The organism is Pseudomonas sp. PAMC 29040, from assembly GCF_003994535.1.
GTDB lineage: Bacteria > Pseudomonadota > Gammaproteobacteria > Pseudomonadales > Pseudomonadaceae > Aquipseudomonas > Aquipseudomonas paraversuta.
Window position 1 is genome coordinate 231,060 of sequence record NZ_RZAA01000002.1, and the last position, 19,236, is coordinate 250,295.

Consider the following 19,236-nt stretch of genomic DNA (forward strand, 5'->3'; position numbering starts at 1 on the left):
TGAACCAATGGCTCGTATCAGCGTTGAACGGACCCATACCCTGGGCCTTGAGGCAGCACGTGAAAAAGCTCTACCCCTGGTTGAGAAGCTGGCGGGGCAGTATGGGCTGACCCCTGACTGGTCCGGAGATACAGTAAAGCTCAAGCGTTCGGGGGTTAACGGCACCCTGGCAATCGGCGAGAAAACCATTCGGGTCGACGTTGAGCTGGGCATGCTGATGTCTGCGATGAGCGGCATGATTCAATCGGAAATCGAGCGCTCGCTGGACAAGGCGTTGTCGTGAAGTAGCACTGTTGTGCCTGCCCCGATGGGCTTCTGACTGGCAGCAAGGCCACTTAGCGTCTAAACCTGATGCAGGTGAGCACTCTGTTCATCTTGATGATTCGACGATCTTGCTCACTGACGTCGCGACTTAACATTGAGGGGAACACGATGGCTGCTAAAAAACCGACTGCCAAAGACAGCAATTCATGGGTAGGCAAGGTCGAAGAGTACTCGCGCAAAATCTGGCTGGCAGGTTTGGGTGTGTACTCGAAGATCGATACAGACGGCAGCAAGCTATTTGATTCGTTAGTCAAAGATGGGGAGAAGGCCGAAAAACTGTCCAAGGCTGCAGTCGGTAAACTGGCTGACAGCGCCAAATCGACCACCTCTTCTGCCCGTACCCGGGTCGAGGATGTTAAAGACCTGGCCATGGGCAAGTGGAGCGAGTTCGAAGAGGCGTTTGATAAACGCCTGAACAGCGCGATTTCACGTTTGGGTGTTCCGAGCCGTGAAGAGGTCAAAACCTTACACACCAAGGTCGAGACCCTGACCAAACATATCGAGAAGCTCACCGCGGCGGCAGCCAAAGTTGCTGCCACCAAGGCTTCGTCTGCCAGCAAGCCGGCAGCTGCCAAAGCTGCAGCCAAACCCGCTGCGAAACCCGCAGCGGCCAAGCCAGTGGCAAAACCGGCTGTTAAAGCAGTCGCCAAGTCAGCCGCCAAGCCAAAGGCAAAACCAGCGGCCAAGCCGGCAACCAAGCCAGCAACTGCTGCGAGCAAGCCCGCAGCTAAACCTGCAGCAGCCAAACCGGCGGTTAAAAAACCGGCCGCAGCCAAAAAGCCGGCCGCCGCCAAGTCTTCTGTGGTTACTCCAGAGCCAAAACCTGACGCAGCGCTTTAGTCCATAGCAACTCTGGGCTTGCTTGCCAGCGATGCCAATGCCATCGCTGGCAAGCCGGCTCCCACCGGGGCTGGCGTTACAGCATCAACTTGACGATGGATTCTGACGGGTCGCGGGACTTGCCGGCTTCCTTCAGTTGCTGCAGATAATCAGCCCACAGCTCTTCCTGGCGAACCCCGAGCTGATAGAGGTATTCCCAGGTGAACAGGCCGCTGTCGTGGCCATCATCAAAGGTTATTTTCAGCGCATATTGCCCCGCCGGTTCTACCTTGCTCAGACCTACGTTGATTTTCCCGAATTGCAGAATGGGGTTGCCATGGCCCTGGACTTCGGCGGACGGGGAGTGCACGCGCAGAAATTCCGCAGGCAGGTGGTATTGCTCGCCAGAGGGATATTTGAGGGTGAGGGTTTTTGAGGCTTTGTGCAGGTTGATGGCGCTGGGGATTGGCGCTGGAGTAGAGCTCATGGGACAAAACCTTTTTCTCATCACACACACCGTAGCCGCTGCCACGGGCAGCGATCGGCAACGGAGTCGGCGATCGCTGCCTGCGCCAGCGGCTACAGGTTGTGTGAGGGTTTACAAGATATAGCGCGAGAGGTCTTCGTTCTCGGCCAGTTCGCCCAGGTGGCTGTTCACGTATTCAGCATCAATCCGGATAGGCTCGTCTTTTTGTGCGCTGGCGATATCGCCGGCGCTGAAAGACACCTCTTCCAGCAAGCGCTCAAGCAGTGTGTGCAGGCGGCGAGCACCGATGTTCTCGGTTTTTTCGTTCACCTGCCAGGCAATTTCGGCCAGGCGTTTGATGCCTTCGGGCATGAACTCGATGTTCAGGCCTTCGGTTTTCAGCAACTCGCGATATTGCTCGGTCAGGGACGCATGCGGCTCGCTGAGGATGCGCTCGAAGTCTTGCGGCGTCAGTGCCTTGAGCTCGACCCGGATTGGCAGGCGGCCTTGTAGCTCCGGCACCAGATCGCTTGGCTTGCTCAGGTGGAATGCCCCCGAAGCGATAAACAGGATGTGGTCTGTTTTGACCATGCCCAGCTTGGTGTTCACGGTGCAGCCTTCGATCAGCGGCAGCAGGTCACGCTGTACACCTTCACGGGACACATCGGCGCCGCCGACATTGCCGCGCTTGGCAACCTTGTCGATTTCGTCGATGAACACGATGCCGTGTTGCTCAACGGCTTCAAGGGCTTTGGCCTTGAGTTCTTCGTCATTGACCAGGCGACCGGCTTCTTCGTCACGCACCATTTTCAGTGCTTCTTTGACTTTCAGCTTGCGGTTCTTGCGCTTGCCTTTGCCCATGTTGGCAAACAGGCTTTGCAGCTGGTTGGTCATTTCTTCCATGCCTGGCGGCGCGGAAATATCGACGCCGGCAATGTCTGCGACTTCGATTTCGATTTCCTTGTCGTCTAGCTGGCCTTCACGCAGGCGCTTGCGGAACAGCTGACGGGTGTTGGAGTCCTGCGGTGTGGCGGCTTCTTCGCCAAACGTACGGGCAGGCGGCAACAGGGCGTCGAGGATGCGCTCTTCGGCTGCATCTTCGGCGCGATGGCGAACCTTGACGATTTCCTGCTCGCGCAGCAGCTTGATCGCTGCATCAGCCAGATCACGAATGATCGATTCAACGTCGCGGCCGACATAGCCCACTTCGGTGAACTTGGTCGCTTCAACCTTGATGAACGGCGCGTTGGCCAGTTTGGCCAGGCGGCGGGCGATTTCGGTTTTACCGACGCCGGTCGGACCGATCATCAGAATGTTTTTCGGGGTGACTTCAACTCGCAGTTCTTCAGGCAGTTGCATCCGGCGCCAGCGGTTACGCAGGGCGATGGCAACGGCGCGCTTGGCGTCGTCCTGGCCGATGATGTGGCGATTGAGTTCGTGGACAATTTCGCGGGGAGTCATGGACATAGTAATTGGCGTTCCTCTAGCAGAATCAAGCAAACGGGCCGGTGAGCCGGCCCGGCAGTTGGCTTATTCAGCGAGGTCCTGCTCCTCAATAGTGATGTTGTGGTTGGTGAATACGCAGATGTCGCCGGCGATACCGAGGGCGGTTTCGGCGATTTCGCGGGCCGACAGATCGGTTTTCATCAGCAAGGCGCGGGCTGCAGCCTGGGCGAATGCACCACCGGAGCCCATGGCGATCAAGCCGTCTTCCGGCTCAACCACGTCACCGTTACCGGTGATGATCAGGGACGCGTCTTTGTTGGCGACAGCCAGCATCGCCTCAAGGCGGCTCAGCGAGCGGTCGGTACGCCATTCTTTGGCCAACTCGACAGCTGCACGAACCAGATGGCCCTGGTGTTTTTCCAGCTGGCCTTCGAAGCGTTCAAACAGGGTAAATGCATCAGCGGTAGCACCGGCAAAACCGGCAATGACCTGGCCGTGATAGAGACGGCGGACTTTTTTCGCGTTGCCTTTCATCACGGTATTGCCAAGAGAAACCTGGCCGTCGCCAGCCATAACGACTTTGCCGTGACGGCGTACTGAAACGATGGTGGTCAAGGGAGAGTCTCCACGCAGCGGGGCGAAAATGCCTGATGGAAATACATATGGGGGTTGTAGACGGTTTTTCAACAGCGCAGAGGGAATGCAGATGAATGGAACGCGGATACGAGGGGGAATTGGGCGGGCGCCGGCTTGCCAGCGAATTGGATGATGGGGTGCTGCCATCGCCGGCAAGCCGGCTCCCACAGATTGTTTGCAGTTTCTGTGGGAGCCGCCTTTGGTCAGCGGCGTTGTTGCAACAACAGGTTGTTGAAGCCGCTACCGGCCAGTTGTTTCTGGGCGACGGTCAGCTGTTCGCGGTTGCTGAACGGGCCGACCAGTACCCGATACCAGGTTTCATCTTTCACCGTGCCGGCTTCAACCGTGGCGGTCTGGCCCAGCAAAATGATTTGCGCGCGCACCCGTTCAGCATCGGCCTGTTTGCGGAACGAACCGGCTTGCAGGAAAAATCTGGTAACAGGTGCAGCTTTGGCGACGGGTGGCGCAGGAGGCGGGGTAATGCCGCTCAAGGCCGCCTGGGCGCGGGCAGTATCGATTTTTGCAGCTTCGGCAGGCGTCACCGGTGCCAGTGGCGCCGTTTGCGGCGTAGGCGGAGTTTTCTCCGGTACGGCCTCCGGCGGCACTATCACTTCCGACTCCGGCAGCAAGGTGTAGAAGTCGTACTTGGGCTTGACCGGCTGGGTCGGGCTAGGCGCAGTTTTGTTGGCCTCGGCGACTTGCGCCGCTTTCTGCTGCTCCTGCTTGACCCGTTTTACATCGTCGCCCTTGCCGGGCTCGAGTTTCATCAGAAACACGATAAACGCACCCACGGTGAGGCCGATGGCCATCCATAGCCAGCCCGGGATCGGCTTCTTTGCAGGCGCCTGATAGCGGCTGGCGCCTCGCTTGGGTGCAGGTTTTTTCTTGGCGGCCAACTTACATGCGCTCCAGAGTTTCCAGGCCCAGCAGTTCCAGGCCTTGCTTGAGGGTACGACCCGCCAGAGCTGCCAGGCGCAGACGGCTGTGTTTTTGCGCTTCGTCTTCGGCCGTCAGGATCGGGCAGTTTTCGTAGAAGCTGGAGAACAACCCGGCCACTTCGTACAGATAGGTACACAGGGTGTGCGGGGTGCCTTTTTCGGCAACGTTGTTCAGTACTTCACCGAACTGTGCCAATTTGGCGGCTAGGTCTTGTTCTTGCGGTGCCTCCAGGACGATTTGACCTTCAACTTCGTCGAAATTCTTGCCCAGTTTGCGGAACACGCCCGCGACCCGGGTGTAGGCATACAGCAGATAAGGTGCGGTATTGCCTTCAAAGTTCAGCATCAGGTCGAAGTTGAAGCTGTAGTCGCTGGTGCGGTGTTTGGACAGATCCGCGTATTTCACCGCGCCAATGCCGACGACCTTGGCGATTGCGCGCAGCTCGTCTTCCGCCAGTTCCGGGTTTTTCTCTTTGACCAGGGTGTAGGCGCGTTCCTTGGCTTCGGTCAGCAGGTCGACCAGCTTCACCGTACCGCCATCGCGGGTCTTGAACGGACGACCGTCGGCCCCGTTCATGGTGCCGAAGCCCATGTGCTCCATTTCCATCGGATGGGTCACAAAGCCGGCCTTGCGGGCAACTGCAAACACTTGCTGGAAGTGCAATGCCTGGCGCTGATCGACGAAGTACAAGGCCCGATCGGCTTTCAACACGCCGCTGCGATAGCGAATGGCTGCCAAGTCAGTGGTGGCATACAGATAGCCGCCATCGGCTTTGACGATGATCACCGGCAGCGGTTCGCCTTCAGCGTTCTTGAACTCGTCGAGGAACACGCACTGGGCGCCGTTGCTCTCCACCAGCATGCCCTTGGCCTTGAGGTCGTTGACCACGTTGATCAGGTCGTCGTTGTAGGCGCTTTCGCCCATAACGTCAGCCATGGTCAGTTTGACGTTCAACTGCTCGTAAATTTTCTGGCAGTGGGACAGCGAGATATCTTTGAACTTGGTCCACAGCGCCAGGCAATCCGGGTCGCCGGCTTGCAGCTTGACCACCAGGCCGCGGGCGCGGTCGGCAAATTCAGGAGACTCGTCGAAGCGTTTTTTAGCGGCGCGGTAGAAGTTCTCGAGATCGGACAGCTCGTCGCTGGTGATCGGGTTTTCTTCCAGGTACGCCATCAACATGCCGAACTGGGTGCCCCAGTCGCCCACGTGGTTCTGGCGAATCACCTCGTCGCCGAGGAATTCCAGGACCCGTGCCACGCCGTCGCCGATGATGGTTGAGCGCAAGTGGCCCACATGCATCTCTTTGGCCAGGTTGGGGGCGGACATGTCCACGACGGTGCGCATTGGCTTGGTGGCCTTGTGCACGCCGATTTTCGGGTCAGCCAGGGCTGCGTCCAGGCGCGAAGCCAGGGCCTGGGTGTTCTGAAAGAAGTTCAGGAAGCCGGGGCCGGCGATCTCGGTCTTGCTGATTTGCTCATCGGCAGGCAGGGCCGCGATGATTTTTTCAGCCAGATCCCGGGGTTTCATGCCGGCAGGTTTGGCCAGCATCATGGCGATGTTGCTGGCGAAGTCGCCGTGGGTCTTGTCACGGGCGTTTTCCACCTGAATCGCTGGCGTCAGGCCTTCAGGCAACACACCTTCTGTGACGAGTTGAGCTAGGGCTTTTTGAATCAGCTGGCGAATGGTGTCTTTCATGGTCTTCTCTGTCGACCGCAAGCGCGGTAGCGCCTCAGTGCGCAGGTGGAAAAACTGGGTATTATCCGTTGCGAAAGCAGCCTTGCCAACCTTGGCGGCCGGGTAGTTCAGGGTTTATGCAAATTGCCGGTGGCTCAATACAAATCCACCGGGTCTACATCCAGCGACCAGCGCACCTGACGGCCGCTGGGCATTTGCTCCAGCACCAGCAGCCATTGGCTGAGCAGTCGATGCAAGGGGCCGCGGGCATTGGCTTGCAATAATAGCTGAGCACGATAGCGCCCGGCACGGCGCTCCATGGGTGCCGGTACCGGGCCGAGCAGTTCGATGCCGCCCAGGTTCAGCTCGGCCAGTAAACGTTCGGCCTCGCTGCACGCCTCATCCAGGAAACCTTCGGCCTGTCCCGGCTTGTGGGCCTCGGCACGCAGCAGGGCCAGGTGGGCGAAGGGCGGCAGCCCGGCGGCCCGACGCTCGCTCAGGGCCTGTTCGGCGAAGGCGAAGTAACCCTGCTCGGTCAGTTGGATCAGCAGCGGATGGTCGGCCAGGTGAGTCTGGATTATCACCTTGCCCGGCTCTTCGGCGCGCCCGGCCCGACCCGCGACCTGAACGATAAGCTGGGCCATGCGCTCACTGGCGCGGAAGTCACCGGAGAACAAACCGCCATCGGCGTCGAGGATCGAGACCAGCGTCACCCGGGGAAAGTGATGGCCTTTGGCAAGCATCTGGGTGCCGATCAAAATACACGGCTGGCCCTTTTGAATCGTGGCAAACAGCTGGTTCATCGCGTCTTTGCGCGAGGTGCTGTCGCGATCGACCCTGAGCACCGGGTAGTCCGGAAACAGAATCCCCAGCCGCTCTTCGGCGCGCTCGGTGCCGGCGCCCACGGGCCGTAAATCGACTTTGCCGCATTGCGGGCAATTGCGCGGTACAGGTTCGACGTAGCCGCAGTGATGGCAGCGCAGTTCGCCGGATCGCTGATGAACGGTCATGCGTGCATCACAGCGCTGGCATTCCGACATCCAGCCGCAGTCATGGCACAACAGGGTCGGCGCGAAGCCCCGGCGGTTGAGAAACACCAGCACTTGCTGGTCCGCGGCGAGGGTCTGGCCGATGGCCTGTTGCATCGGCCCGGAAATGCCGCTGTCCAGTGGACGGCTTTTCACATCCAGGCGCAGGAAGCGTGGCTGTTTGGCCCCGCCGGCGCGTTCATTCAGGCGCAGCAGGCCGTAGCGACCGGTGTAGGCGTTGTGCAGGCTTTCGAGGGACGGGGTGGCAGAGCCCAGCACAATCGGGATGTTTTCCTGGCGGGCGCGTACCAGTGCCAAATCCCGGGCGTGATAGCGCAAACCTTCCTGCTGTTTATAAGAGCCGTCGTGCTCTTCGTCGATGATGATCAGCCCGGGGTTTTTCATCGGGGTGAACAGTGCCGAGCGGGTGCCAATAATAATGTCGGCTTCGCCATCCCGGGCTGCCAGCCAGCTTTCGAGGCGTTCCCGATCGTTGACCGCCGAGTGCACCAGAGCGATGCGCGCGTTGAAGCGCTGCTCGAAACGGGCCAGGGTTTGCGGGCCCAGGTTGATCTCGGGGATCAGCACCAGCGCCTGTTTACCTGCCTGGAGCGTCTCGCGGATCAGTTGCAAATACACTTCGGTCTTGCCGCTGCCCGTCACCCCAGCCAGCAAAAAGGCATGAAAGTGGTCGAATCCTGCCCGGATCGCCTCGTAGGCGGCCCGTTGTTCGCTGTTGAGTGGCAGTTCGGGCTGGGCCAGCCAGTGTTCGTGGCGCTCACTCGGCGCGTGACGGCGGATTTCAACGGTGACCAGTTCTTTGGCCAGCAGCAGGTCGAGACTGTCTTTGCTCAACATCAATTTACTGAGCAGTTGATGGGCCACGCCGTGGGGGTGCTGGGCGAGGGTGGCCAGCGCCTCGCGCTGGCGCGGGGCCCGGGCGACACGCGGGTCGTCAAGCCTGGCCCCGGGGGCGATCTGCCAGAACCGCTCCTGGCGGGTTTCGGCCAGTTCGCCCTGACGCAACAACACCGGCAGCGCCCAGCTCAGGGTGTCGCCCAGGCTGTGCTGGTAATACTGCGAGGTCCATAAACAGAGCTTGAACAGGGAGGCCGGCAGCGGCGGTGTGGCATCGAGCAGTGCGATTGCCGGTTTCAGCTTGTCGGCCGGCACTTCGCTGTGGTCGACCACTTCCACCAGAATCCCGATCATTTCCCGCCGCCCGAACGGTACCCGCAGGCGCATCCCGGGCTGTAATTGACTGCGCAGCACGCCCGCAGGCGCCCGGTAATCAAACAGGCGGCGCAAGGGGGAAGGCAGGGCAAGGCGCAAAATGGCGTCGGGCACGCGGGGCTCTCAAGTGATGAACGGCAAAGATGGCCCGGAGCCTAGCAGACAACGCGGTCCGGGACTAAAAGGCAGGTCAATGAATGGTGAAAGAATTTGGGGAGAGCATGATTGGTCACTTGCGTCAATGCAAAGGTCTGGTATTATCGGCGCCCTAAATTTACGTGCGGTATTCAACAATGGTGTTGAGTGGCGGCACGCTAGCCTGAGGAATACCCCATGAAAGCCGATATCCATCCAGCGTACGAAACAATCCTGGTAACTTGCAGCTGCGGCAACAAGTTCGAAACCCGTTCGAACCTGTGCAAGCCACTGGGCACTGACGTATGCAACGAGTGCCACCCGTTCTACACCGGTAAGCAGAAAACTCTGGACATTGGCGGTCGTGTTGATCGCTTCAAGACTCGTTTTGGTGCTTTCGGCGCTAAAGCAGCTCCAGCAGCAGAAGCAGACAAAGCAGCCGAGTAAGGCTGATGACCTTGGGCAGGCTTTCTGGTCTGGCCGGGTTATTGAAAAAGGCGTCCCTTGCGGGCGCCTTTTTTGTGTCCGGGATTTGGCTGGCTGACGTTTCTGCCGCGTCTCTGTGCCCTGCACCGGCAGCCTTGTCATACGCACAGGTGCAGCGGGTGGTCGATGGCGACACCCTGCGCCTCAAGGACGGCCGCAGCGTGCGCATGATCGGCCTCAATGCCCCGGAGACGGGGAAGCAAGGCCAGTCCGCCGAGCCTTTTGCCGACGCTGCGCGCAAGCGCCTGCAAGACTTGGTGGCGCAAAGCGATGGCCGGGTCGGATTGCTCGCGGGCAAGCAGGCTCAGGACCGTTACGGGCGCACCCTTGCCCATGTGTTTGGCGCCGATGGCAGTAATCTTGAAGCCCGGTTGCTGGCCGATGGCCTGGCCTATCAGGTGGCAATCGCCCCGAATACCCGGTTACTCGATTGCCAGCAAGCGGCCGAGCAAAGCGCCCGGGCATCCGGGCTGGGGCTATGGCGGCAGTCGCCGGTGCTGACGCCGCAGCAAATCACCCGCTCGGGTTTCGTTCTGGTCAGCGCAACGGTCAGTAAGGTGCAGCGCAATCGCGGTGGACTCTGGATCGATCTGCAGGGCGGTCTGGTATTGCATATTGCACCCAATCAGCTGGGCGGCTTTGATCACAAGGCCCTCCTCAGGCTGCAGGGCGCGCAGATTGAGGCCCGTGGCTGGGTTCTGGACCGCGCCAGGCGTGGCGGTTTGCAAGGTGGGCAGGCGCGCTGGATGCTGCCTTTGACTGATCCGGGGATGTTTAAAGTCATTGCGCATTAATAATTGTAGACAATTTTTAATGGTGATTGTGAACACTCTAGCCCTTGCAGGGCGCGGCTCTTGGCCCAAAGTCTTAAGGTAAAGCCCTTGACACTGCTGACTGGTCAGTCTTGTCGGGACTTTGCGACACGCGTATGCTCGGCGATCCGTCTGTCCAACAGCATAAAAGCGGATTGCCCACATGTCTGATTTGAAAACCGCCGCTCTCGAATACCATGCCCAGCCCCGTCCAGGGAAACTGAGTGTCGAGCTCACCAAACCTACCGCTACTGCCCGCGATCTAGCGCTGGCTTACAGCCCGGGTGTAGCCGAACCAGTGCGCGAAATCGCCCGCGACCCTGAACTTGCCTACAAGTACACCGGCAAGGGCAACCTGGTAGCCGTAATTTCTGACGGTACCGCGATTCTGGGCCTGGGTAACCTCGGCCCATTGGCCTCCAAACCTGTTATGGAAGGCAAAGGCGTGTTGTTCAAGCGCTTTGCCGGTATCGATGTTTTTGACATCGAAGTTGACTCCGAAAGCCCGCAAGCCTTCATCGACACCGTTAAACGCATTTCCATCACCTTCGGCGGCATCAACCTCGAAGACATCAAGGCACCTGAGTGCTTTGAGATCGAACGTGCCCTGATCGAGCAGTGCGATATTCCGGTATTCCACGATGACCAGCACGGTACCGCCATCGTGACCGCGGCCGGCATGATCAACGCCCTGGAAATCGCCGGTAAAACCCTGGCCGATGCCAAAATCGTTTGCCTGGGCGCCGGCGCTGCAGCCATCTCCTGCATGAAATTGCTGGTGAGCATGGGCGCGGCCATCGAGAACATCTACATGATCGACCGTACCGGGGTGATTCATTCCGGCCGTGACGACCTGAACCAGTACAAGGCGGTATTTGCCCACGCCACCGAGAAGCGCACCCTGGCTGACGCCATGGAAGGCGCAGACGTGTTCGTTGGCCTGTCGGGTCCGAACCTGCTGAGCGCTGAAAACCTGCTGCGCATGGCGCCTAACCCGATCGTGTTCGCGTGCTCCAACCCGGATCCGGAAATTTCTCCGGAGCTGGCCCACGCCACTCGTAACGACGTGATCATGGCCACAGGTCGTTCGGACTACCCGAACCAGGTCAACAACGTACTGGGTTTCCCTTTCATCTTCCGTGGTGCTCTGGACGTCCGTGCCAAGCGTATCAACGAAGAGATGAAAATCGCAGCGGCCAACGCCCTGCGTGAACTGGCCAAACTGCCAGTGCCACAGGAAGTGTGCGACGCCTACGGCGGTATCAAGCTGGAGTTCGGTCGTGAGTACATCATTCCGAAACCAATGGATGCCCGCCTGATCACCCTGATCTCCGATGCCGTGGCCAAAGCTGCGATCGAGACCGGTGTTGCTACCCTGCCATACCCGAAAAACTACCCGCTCAAAAGCGTGGATGACGTGTTTAACGGCTAATTCCGTTTAGCGTCAAACCTGAAGCCCCGATGCTGCGAAGCATCGGGGCTTTTTGGTTTTCGGGGTGCTTGGGGGGCGTTGGGTCCGATGCGCTCAGGCAGCCCGCAATCTTGCGCACTGGACCACTATCAGCTGGCGACGTTGGGCAATTGCCCGTTTGACCTGGCTTCAGGTAAGCAGCCATGCAGGTTTATGACTTTTTGAACGCTGGCCTGGATCAATGCCACTCTGGGCTGGCCGCAAGCGCCTGTTACGGGGCGCTTGCGGCTGGCGACCTCGTTAGAAGAGATCGATCGGCGCGCCATCATCTGCCGGCAGCGGACTGCCCGGCGCTACGCCATTGCCCAGTTCGCTGTTGGTAGGTGGTGTGTCTTCGCTCTTGAACAGCTCAAAGTAGGCGCCAGGGGTGCCGGGGGAAGCGATACGGCCGCTTGCCGGGTCTATGCGCAGGCTGAGGATGCCTTCGGGTTCGGCCTGGCTGTGAGCAGGCTTGCCTTTGAGTGCGCCGCCCATATAGGTGATCCAGATCGGCAGGGCGACGGTGCCACCGTACTCGCGACGTCCGAGGCTTTCCGGCTGGTCGAAACCGGTCCACACGGTCGTCACGTAATCGGCGTTGTACCCGGAGAACCACGCATCCTTGGATTCGTTGGTAGTACCGGTTTTGCCCGACAGATCGGTACGGCCCAGCGCCAGGGCGCGGCGCCCGGTGCCGAGCTTGATCACGTCCTGCAGCATGCTGGTGAGGATGTAAGTGGTACGCCCGTCAACGATGCGCTCGGCGACCGCCTGGGTTTCAGTCGTCGGCAAGCCCGGTGCGGCGTTGATGGTGTCGATGGTCAGCGCTGCGGCTTCTTTCGGCACATCTTTGCTGGCGTCTTTCGGCACGCTTGGCGGGTTGGCCACGAACAGGGTTTCGCTGTTGCGGCTTTCGATCTTGTCGATCAGGTACGGCGTGATCTTGTAACCGCCGTTGGCGAAGGTGCTCCAGCCGGTGGCAATCTCCATCGGGGTCAGGGTTGCCGTGCCCAGGGCCAGCGACAGGTTGCGCGGCAGGTCCTGTTTGTTGAAGCCGAACTTGCTGATGTAGTCGATGGTGCGGTCGATGCCCAGGCTTTGCAGCAAGCGGATCGAGACCAGGTTGCGCGACTTGTACAGCGCCTCACGCACACGGATCGGGCCGAGGAAGGTATTGGTGTCGTTCTTCGGGCGCCAGACTTTGTCCAGGTACTCGTCGACAAACACGATCGGCGCGTCGTTGACCAGGGTGGCGGCGGTGTAGCCGTTATCCAGCGCGGCGCTATAGATGAAAGGTTTGAAGCTTGAACCCGGTTGGCGCTTGGCCTGCATCGCGCGGTTGTAGTTGCTCTGCTCGAACGCAAAACCACCGACCAGGGCACGAATGGCGCCGTTGTCCGGATCAAGGGAAACCAGAGCGCCTTGTACGTTTGGCACCTGGCTGAACTTGAGGCTGCCATCGGCTTGTGACTGTACGCGAATCAGGTCGCCGACTTGCGCCACATCGGAAGGCTGCTTGGGCATGGGGCCCATGCTGTTGGTATTGAGGAACTTGCGCGCCCATTTCATGCTGTCCCAGGCCACGTGGCCTTCTCCGGTGCGGGTCAGCACTTGCAGGCCGTTTTTGTCGACCTGGGTCACGATGGCCGGCTCCAGACCGCTGAACGGGCGTTGCTTGGCCAGCTCTTGAGCCCAGGCCGCCGGGGTTTTGCCCGGCAAGCGGGATTCCGGACCGCGATAGCCGTGGCGCTGGTCATAGGCGATCAGGCCTTCATGTACGGCGGTGTTGGCCAGTTCCTGAAGATTGCTCGGCACGGTGGTGGTGACGCGGTAGCCCTCGGTGTAGGCAGCGCTGCCATAGCGCCCGACCATTTCGGCGCGGGCCATCTCGGCGATATACGGTGCGCTGACTTCCGGAGTGGGTACGTGGTAGCTGGCGTTGACCGGCTCGGCAATTGCGGCTTCGTAGCTGGCCTGGTCGATTTTCCCGAGCTTGTACATGCGGCCCAGAATCCAGTCGCGCCGCTCTTTACTGCGCACCGGGTTGGCCAGCGGGTTAAAGCGCGAAGGGGCTTTGGGCAGGCCGGCAATCATGGCCATCTGCGCCAGGCTCAGGTCGCGGATCGACTTGCCGTAGTACACCTGCGCCGCGGCCTCGATGCCGTAAGCGCGGTTGCCCAGGTAGATTTTGTTCACGTACAGCTCAAGGATTTCGTCCTTGGTCAGTTCGCGCTCGATCTCCAGAGCCAACAGGATTTCATTGGTTTTGCGCGAAAAGCTGCGCTCGCTGGAGAGGAAATAGTTCTTCGCCACCTGCATCGTGATGGTGCTGCCACCCGATTGAATGTGTCCGCTTTTTACCAACTGGGTGGCGGCACGCATCAGGCTGCTGGGATCAACCCCGTAATGATTGGCGAAGTTGTCATCTTCTGCAGACAACAAGGCATTGATGAAATTGGGTGGAATGTCGGCGAACTTGATCGGGGAGCGGCGCATTTCGCCGAACTCTGCGATTAATTTGCCGTCGCTGGTGAAGACCCGCAAAGGAATCTGCAACTGGATGCTTCTCAACGACTCTACGGACGGCAAGCCAGGACTAAGATAGAGAAACGCGCCGCTCAGCACGAGCAGGAGCCCGCAGAACACAGCAACGAAAGACCACCCGAAAAACTTCAGCAGACGAATCAAGGCTTTTGGATTTCCAGATTGAGAAATGGGTTTGCACGTCAGGGTAATGCGCAAGTGCGCCGGGTCGACGATACGGAAAAAAACGCCCGGCATTATAAGCATTTTTCGCTCATGGGCGTCATGGGCCACATGTCAGAACGGGTTTTGAGCGGATCTCATTTTTTACCCCTCCGTAAGTCACGGATTGCATTAGGGAAAACATCAGTGAGCGGATTATTCAACAAGTCCGGCCAGCGATATGTGGGAATCGACATCGGTTCGCACGGGATAAAAATCGTCGAACTGAGCCGTGCGCACGGCAGGTTCAGGTTGCAGGCATATGCCGTTCAACCGCTGGCGATCCCGGGTGCAGATGATCAGACCGGCGCGGATCCGAAAAGTGTCGCACAAGCGCTGCTCGGGGCGTTGGGCAGGGCGGGGGTAGAGGCCCGTGATGCTGTCGTGGCGGTGCCTGATGCGCTGGTCATAGGTAAAACCTTTGAGGTGCAAGCGGGGCTGAGCCGGGAAGATCTGGAGCTTCATGTCTGGTTGGAGGCCGAGCAATATCTGCCCTATGCCCTTGAAGATGCGGCACTGGACTTCGAGGTTCAAGAGCATGTATCCAGCAGCCCGGGTCAGGTCAGCGTATTGCTGGTGGCCTGCCGGCAAGAGACCCTGGCCTGGTACCAGGCACTGTTGAGCGGTGCCGGACTGAAGGCGCGAGTGGTTGATGTTCAGGCCCATGCCCTGGCCCGTGGAGCGGTCTGGGCCCCTGGTCCGCCTCAGCCCTTGGACGTGACGGGCACAGTGGCCGTGCTGGACTTCGCCGCGGCAACGACGGGGTTAAGCATCGTCCGGCAAGGCCTTGTGATCCACTGCGCAGAGCTGCCGTTTGGCTCCGCTGATTTTTGCAATGAAGCCTTGAGCACCACTGGGGCTGAGCATCTGCAGCGCGGGTTTGCGCAGTTTGCCGAGTCCGGCAGTGGCCCTGGGGTGGTCGCGATCCTGTTGGCGGGTGCTGGGGCGTCGCGCCCGGGGCTGGATCAGCGGGTTGAGGCGCAAACGGGTATACCGACGCGGGTGGCCAACCCGTTTGCGCTCATGGATCTCAATCCTGCACTCGCGCCTGAAGCCTTGTTCTGCGATGCTCCGCTGTTGTTGACTGCCTGTGGTCTGGCCTTGAGGGGGTTTGATTAATGGCGAGAATCAACTTGCTGCCCTGGCGCGCATTGCTGCGTGAAAAGCGCAGCCGGGTTTTTTTGATTGTACTGCTCGCCCTGGCTGTGGCAGCAGCAGGTGGCCTGCTGGTGATCGATCGCTTCATCGACCGCGCCGTAGAGCGGCAGCTGGCGCGCAATGACTTGATCCGCAGCGCCACGGTGCAGCTGGATGGGCGAGCCCGGCAAATCGATCAGTTGAAGGTGCGCCGCGAGCAATTGCTTGAGCGCATGCAAACGATCGAGACGCTCCAGGGCAACCGCTCGGACAGCGGGATTATCCTCGAGCAACTGGCCCGCAGCTTGCCGGTGGGGGTGTATTTCACCGACGTAAAAATGACCGAGCGCACCATCGTCATCACGGGGGTTGCCCTGTCCAATAAACTGGTCGCCGAGTTGATGCGCAACCTGGATGCGTCGCACTGGCTGGAAACCCCCGTACTGATCGATGTGAAAGCGGGGCCGGTGCACACCGGGGGCAATGAGCGGTTATTTCAGATGACCGTACGCAGCCGGCATGCGCCCGCCGGTGGGGTGCTCTGATGGCTGCGCACTGGCTGCAGAGCCTGCGCGTCCTTGAGCTGCACGAGTTGAACCCGGCTCAGTCGGGTGACTGGTCACTGCGGCGAAAATCGCTGGTGGCGCTGGCGTTGGTGGGGTTTGTGTTGCTGGCGGGGTATCTGCTGCAGATTCAGTCTGCGCTCACCAGGCTCGAGCAGGAACGTGCGACAGAGACTGTGCTCAAGGCCGGTTTTGAGTCCATGGCCGCGCATGTTTCGGGGCTTGATGCTCACCTGCAGCAAGTGCAGGTGCTGGAAAGCTCTTTCAGACACTTGATGGCGCAACTGCCCCGCAAGGCAGAAGTCCCCGCGCTGCTTGACCAGATCTCACTACTGGGCCTGACCAGCGGCCTGATGATCGAACGCATCCAGTGGTTGCCCGAAGTTCTTCAACCTTTTTATAGCGAGCTGCCATTGCAGTTGTCGCTGGTCGGGGCTTATCACGACTTTGGCCTTTTCGTCAGCGGCCTTGCTGGCTTGCCGCGCATTGTGACGGTGCAGGATTTTACCCTTGCCCCGCTCAATGATGCGGGTAACGGCCAATTGCGCATGACCCTGCTGGCCAGTACTTACCGCACCCACGATCAGGAATCTGCCCCGTGAGTGTTCTGGCCCGGTTATGGGTCATGGGGTGGGCGGTGGCCCTGGCGGGATGCGACAACGGGCAAAGCCCTGTGCAGTTGCAGGCCTGGCTTCAGGAAGTCCGGATGCGTGGGGGGGATGCGGTTGTAACGGTTGCGCAGGCTGGTGACCGGCCGCCGTTTGTCTACACGGCCCAGGCTCTGCGCAGCCCTTTTCAGGCTGCAGGAGAAGCTGGCGCCGGTAGTTGGCAAACAAGTCTTCTGCGCGATGATGAACTTGACGGCAACCGGCCCCGGCAGTTTCTGGAAGGCATTGACCTTGAACAATTCGAAATGGTCGGCACGCTTTCCAGTGCTCTGCAAATCAATGCCTTGTTGCGAGCCAAGGGTGTTGTCCATCGGTTGAAAATCGGCGATTACCTGGGTCGCAACAACGGTCAGATTGCCTCGATCAATAACGCCCGGGTTGAGGTGTTTGAGGTTATTTCCGATGGTCGGGGCGGTTGGCTGGAGCGGTCCCTGACGATCCCTTTAAAACAGCAGTCTTGACGGAACTACGCCATGAAAAGGACTTTCCCGGTGTGTGTACTGGCGCTATGCAGCGCGCTGAATTCGCAGCAGTTACTGGCGGTCGTGCCAGCCGGCTCTCTTGAGTCCCCAGGCTCAAAAGCGCCCGGGGCGGTCTATGTGGGCGAAACCATATCCCTTAACTTCCAGGGCGTCGAAGTGCGCACGGTGCTGCAGTTGCTGGCAGATTTTACCGGGTTCAATCTGGTGGTCAGTGATGCCGTGCAAGGCAGTGTGACCCTCAATTTGCAGGACGTCCCCTGGGATCAGGCACTGGACCTGGTGCTTAAAAGCAAGGATCTCGACAAACGCCTTGAGGGCAATGTGCTGTTCGTAGCGCCTGCCGAAGAAATGGCTGCCCGCCAGCAGTATGAGCAGGATCTGCGCACTCAACTGGCCGAACATGCACCGTTGCGTCGGGAGCTGGTGCAGATCAAGCATGCCCGGGCGGCAGACATTGCCAGCCTGTTTCAGTCAGTGACCGCTGCTCAGCCCGGCGCCCAGGGGCGAGGCTCGCTCACGGTTGATGAGCGCACCAATCACATCATTGCCTTGCAGACCGGCGAGCAACTGCAAGAGTTGCGGCGCATCGTGGCTCAGCTGGATGTACCGGTGCGCCAGGTCATGATCGAGGCCCGTATTGTTGAGGCCGGGGTGGACTTTGAAAAGAATCTTGGGGTGCGCTGGGGCGGGGCGGTCAATCAGGGTGGCAGGCTGAGTGCAGGAGGTATTGATGCAGCAGGCGGGGCTGCAGACTTGAATTCACCCTTCGTCGATCTCGGTGTCAGGGGCAATACCTCGGGGTTGGGTGTCGCCTTCATCAGCAACAACCTGTTGCTTGATCTGGAACTCAGTGCCATGGAAAAGACCGGAAACGGTGAAATCATCTCTCAACCCAAGGTCGTTACCTCAGACAAGGAAACCGCCAAAATCCTCAAGGGCTCCGAAATTCCCTATCAGCAGACCAGCGGCAGCGGGGCAACCTCGGTGTCATTCAAGGAGGCCTCCTTGTCTCTCCAGGTGACGCCGCAAATCACCCCGGACAACAGCGTCCTGATGGAAGTCGTGGTGACCAAGGACGAGCCTGACTACATCAATATGGTCAACGAGGTGCCGCCGATCAAAAAGAACGAGGTCAAGGCCAAGGTGCTGGTTAAAGACGGAGAAACCATTGTGATTGGGGGCGTGTTCTCAAATACTCAAAGCAAAGTAATAGATAAAGTGCCATTTTTTGGCGATCTGCCGTATGTTGGCCGACTTTTCCGGAGAGACGTTGTCCAGGAAAAAAAATCCGAACTGCTGGTGTTCCTGACTCCGCGTATCATGAACAACCAGGCGATTGCTGTGAGTCATTGATTCTGTGCGAAATTTGATTCTTGTTGGGCCAATGGGGGCTGGAAAAAGCACCATCGGACGTTTGCTGGCCAAAGAGCTGCACCTGCCGTTCAAAGATTCCGACAAGGAAATTGAATTGCGCACCGGTGCCAATATCCCGTGGATCTTCGATAAAGAAGGCGAACCGGGCTTTCGTGATCGTGAAGCGGCGATGATTGCCGAGCTTTGCGAAGCCGATGGCGTGGTACTGGCAACCGGTGGTGGCGCGGTCATGCGCCCGGAAAACCGGCTTGCGCTGCGTAATGGCGGGCGGGTGGTGTACTTGCATGCCTCCATCGAGCAGCAGGTTGCACGTACCGCGCGTGACCGCAACCGACCTCTGCTGCGCAATGCCAACCCGGAGAAAATTCTGCGGGACCTGCTGGCTGTTCGCGACCCGCTCTATCGGGAAATCGCCGATCTGGTGGTCGAAACCGATGAGCGACCGCCGCGGATGGTGGTTCTGAATATTCTCGAACGTCTGGCTCAACTTGCCCCACGGTAGTCGCTGCTTCGACAGCGGTTACAAAAAACCATCGCACCCTTGACGGTGTATCCATGCCCGGGCCATTAAAGTGCGTTGCGAAATGCGCTATCCTCGGCGCCGGCCATGGCGTGCTGTCAGGCAGTCAAAGGTATTGAGGGAACTGGCTTGCCAGCGATGCAGGTGCCGCGGTCACAAGGTTTGACCAGGTTCATGCAGTCGCCGCCAGGCCCGCTCCGACAGAGCTTGTTTTGCTTCAGCGGTATGGCCAAAGGCTATAGGGTTGTGTCACTTCCCGGCGCGACCCACACTTGATAATTGTGAGACAGGGCGCCGGC

Annotated in this window: 17 protein-coding genes and 1 pseudogene; 11 read left to right on the forward strand and 7 right to left on the reverse strand. The window is 59.4% G+C overall.

What is annotated here, in order from left to right:
• Positions 1-7 precede the first annotated feature (7 nt).
• Together WG29040_RS04040 and WG29040_RS04045 are read left to right on the forward strand one after the other, a co-directional pair.
• On the forward strand, positions 8-283 hold the full coding sequence (locus WG29040_RS04040; RefSeq protein WP_003438745.1) for a polyhydroxyalkanoic acid system family protein: 276 nt from the start codon (positions 8-10) through the stop codon (positions 281-283).
• A gap of 149 nt (positions 284-432) precedes the next feature.
• The gene (locus WG29040_RS04045) at positions 433-1,164 is read left to right on the forward strand and encodes a phasin family protein (protein WP_127195702.1); all 732 of its coding nucleotides are present in this window, start codon (positions 433-435) and stop codon (positions 1,162-1,164) included.
• 76 nt (positions 1,165-1,240) lie between these two features.
• Here the strand turns inward: WG29040_RS04045 and WG29040_RS04050 are convergent, their stop codons facing one another.
• From WG29040_RS04050 to WG29040_RS04075, 6 genes are all read right to left on the reverse strand, one after another.
• A complete protein-coding gene (locus WG29040_RS04050; protein WP_127195703.1) occupies positions 1,241-1,630 on the reverse strand; it encodes a gamma-butyrobetaine hydroxylase-like domain-containing protein in 390 nt (129 codons plus the stop codon).
• Between the two features lie 111 nt (positions 1,631-1,741).
• Positions 1,742-3,076, reverse strand: coding sequence for an ATP-dependent protease ATPase subunit HslU (hslU, locus tag WG29040_RS04055; protein ID WP_003438752.1), 1,335 nt, complete (start codon positions 3,074-3,076; stop codon positions 1,742-1,744).
• A 63-nt stretch (positions 3,077-3,139) separates the two neighbouring features.
• Complete coding sequence (hslV, locus tag WG29040_RS04060) at positions 3,140-3,670, reverse strand: ATP-dependent protease subunit HslV (RefSeq protein ID WP_003438754.1); 531 nt, start codon at positions 3,668-3,670, stop codon at positions 3,140-3,142.
• A 224-nt stretch (positions 3,671-3,894) separates the two neighbouring features.
• Positions 3,895-4,587, reverse strand: coding sequence for an SPOR domain-containing protein (locus WG29040_RS04065; protein ID WP_010656292.1), 693 nt, complete (start codon positions 4,585-4,587; stop codon positions 3,895-3,897).
• 1 nt (position 4,588) lies between these two features.
• Positions 4,589-6,325 carry an arginine--tRNA ligase gene (gene argS / locus WG29040_RS04070; RefSeq protein ID WP_127195704.1) on the reverse strand — a complete coding sequence of 579 codons (1,737 nt, stop codon included), beginning with the start codon at positions 6,323-6,325 and terminating at the stop codon, positions 4,589-4,591.
• A 134-nt stretch (positions 6,326-6,459) separates the two neighbouring features.
• Positions 6,460-8,679 (reverse strand): primosomal protein N', encoded by a 2,220-nt coding sequence (locus WG29040_RS04075; protein ID WP_127195705.1) that lies wholly within the window; start codon positions 8,677-8,679, stop codon positions 6,460-6,462.
• A gap of 219 nt (positions 8,680-8,898) precedes the next feature.
• Here WG29040_RS04075 and rpmE point away from each other — a divergent pair, with 219 nt between their 5' ends.
• From rpmE to WG29040_RS04090, 3 genes are all read left to right on the forward strand, one after another.
• Positions 8,899-9,147 (forward strand): 50S ribosomal protein L31, encoded by a 249-nt coding sequence (gene rpmE / locus WG29040_RS04080; RefSeq protein ID WP_003438761.1) that lies wholly within the window; start codon positions 8,899-8,901, stop codon positions 9,145-9,147.
• 5 nt (positions 9,148-9,152) lie between these two features.
• Positions 9,153-9,980 (forward strand): thermonuclease family protein, encoded by an 828-nt coding sequence (locus tag WG29040_RS04085; protein ID WP_127195706.1) that lies wholly within the window; start codon positions 9,153-9,155, stop codon positions 9,978-9,980.
• A gap of 181 nt (positions 9,981-10,161) precedes the next feature.
• Complete coding sequence (locus tag WG29040_RS04090; RefSeq protein ID WP_003438767.1) at positions 10,162-11,430, forward strand: malic enzyme-like NAD(P)-binding protein; 1,269 nt, start codon at positions 10,162-10,164, stop codon at positions 11,428-11,430.
• A gap of 279 nt (positions 11,431-11,709) precedes the next feature.
• Here the strand turns inward: WG29040_RS04090 and WG29040_RS04095 are convergent, their stop codons facing one another.
• Positions 11,710-14,133: a penicillin-binding protein 1A gene (locus WG29040_RS04095; protein WP_372238775.1), complete on the reverse strand. Its 2,424-nt coding sequence runs from the start codon at positions 14,131-14,133 to the stop codon at positions 11,710-11,712.
• A gap of 207 nt (positions 14,134-14,340) precedes the next feature.
• Between WG29040_RS04095 and pilM the strand changes: the two genes are divergently transcribed.
• The 6 genes and pseudogenes from pilM to aroK all read left to right on the forward strand — a co-directional run bounded on the left by pilM (position 14,341) and on the right by aroK (position 18,919).
• Positions 14,341-15,312 carry a type IV pilus biogenesis protein PilM gene (gene pilM, locus WG29040_RS04100; RefSeq protein ID WP_010656288.1) on the forward strand — a complete coding sequence of 324 codons (972 nt, stop codon included), beginning with the start codon at positions 14,341-14,343 and terminating at the stop codon, positions 15,310-15,312.
• A complete protein-coding gene (locus WG29040_RS04105) occupies positions 15,312-15,875 on the forward strand; it encodes a PilN domain-containing protein (protein ID WP_003438796.1) in 564 nt (187 codons plus the stop codon). The genes pilM and WG29040_RS04105 overlap by 1 nt, the downstream gene beginning before the upstream one ends.
• Complete coding sequence (locus tag WG29040_RS04110) at positions 15,875-16,495, forward strand: type 4a pilus biogenesis protein PilO (protein WP_127195707.1); 621 nt, start codon at positions 15,875-15,877, stop codon at positions 16,493-16,495. Before WG29040_RS04105 ends, WG29040_RS04110 begins: the two co-directional genes overlap by 1 nt.
• On the forward strand, positions 16,492-17,022 hold the full coding sequence (locus tag WG29040_RS04115) for a pilus assembly protein PilP (protein ID WP_127195708.1): 531 nt from the start codon (positions 16,492-16,494) through the stop codon (positions 17,020-17,022). Before WG29040_RS04110 ends, WG29040_RS04115 begins: the two co-directional genes overlap by 4 nt.
• A 135-nt stretch (positions 17,023-17,157) precedes the next feature.
• Positions 17,158-18,396, forward strand: a pseudogene (locus tag WG29040_RS04120) (type IV pilus secretin PilQ); the annotation flags it as partial.
• A 4-nt stretch (positions 18,397-18,400) separates the two neighbouring features.
• A complete protein-coding gene (gene aroK, locus WG29040_RS04125) occupies positions 18,401-18,919 on the forward strand; it encodes a shikimate kinase AroK (RefSeq protein WP_003438807.1) in 519 nt (172 codons plus the stop codon).
• Positions 18,920-19,236: the final 317 nt, after the last annotated feature.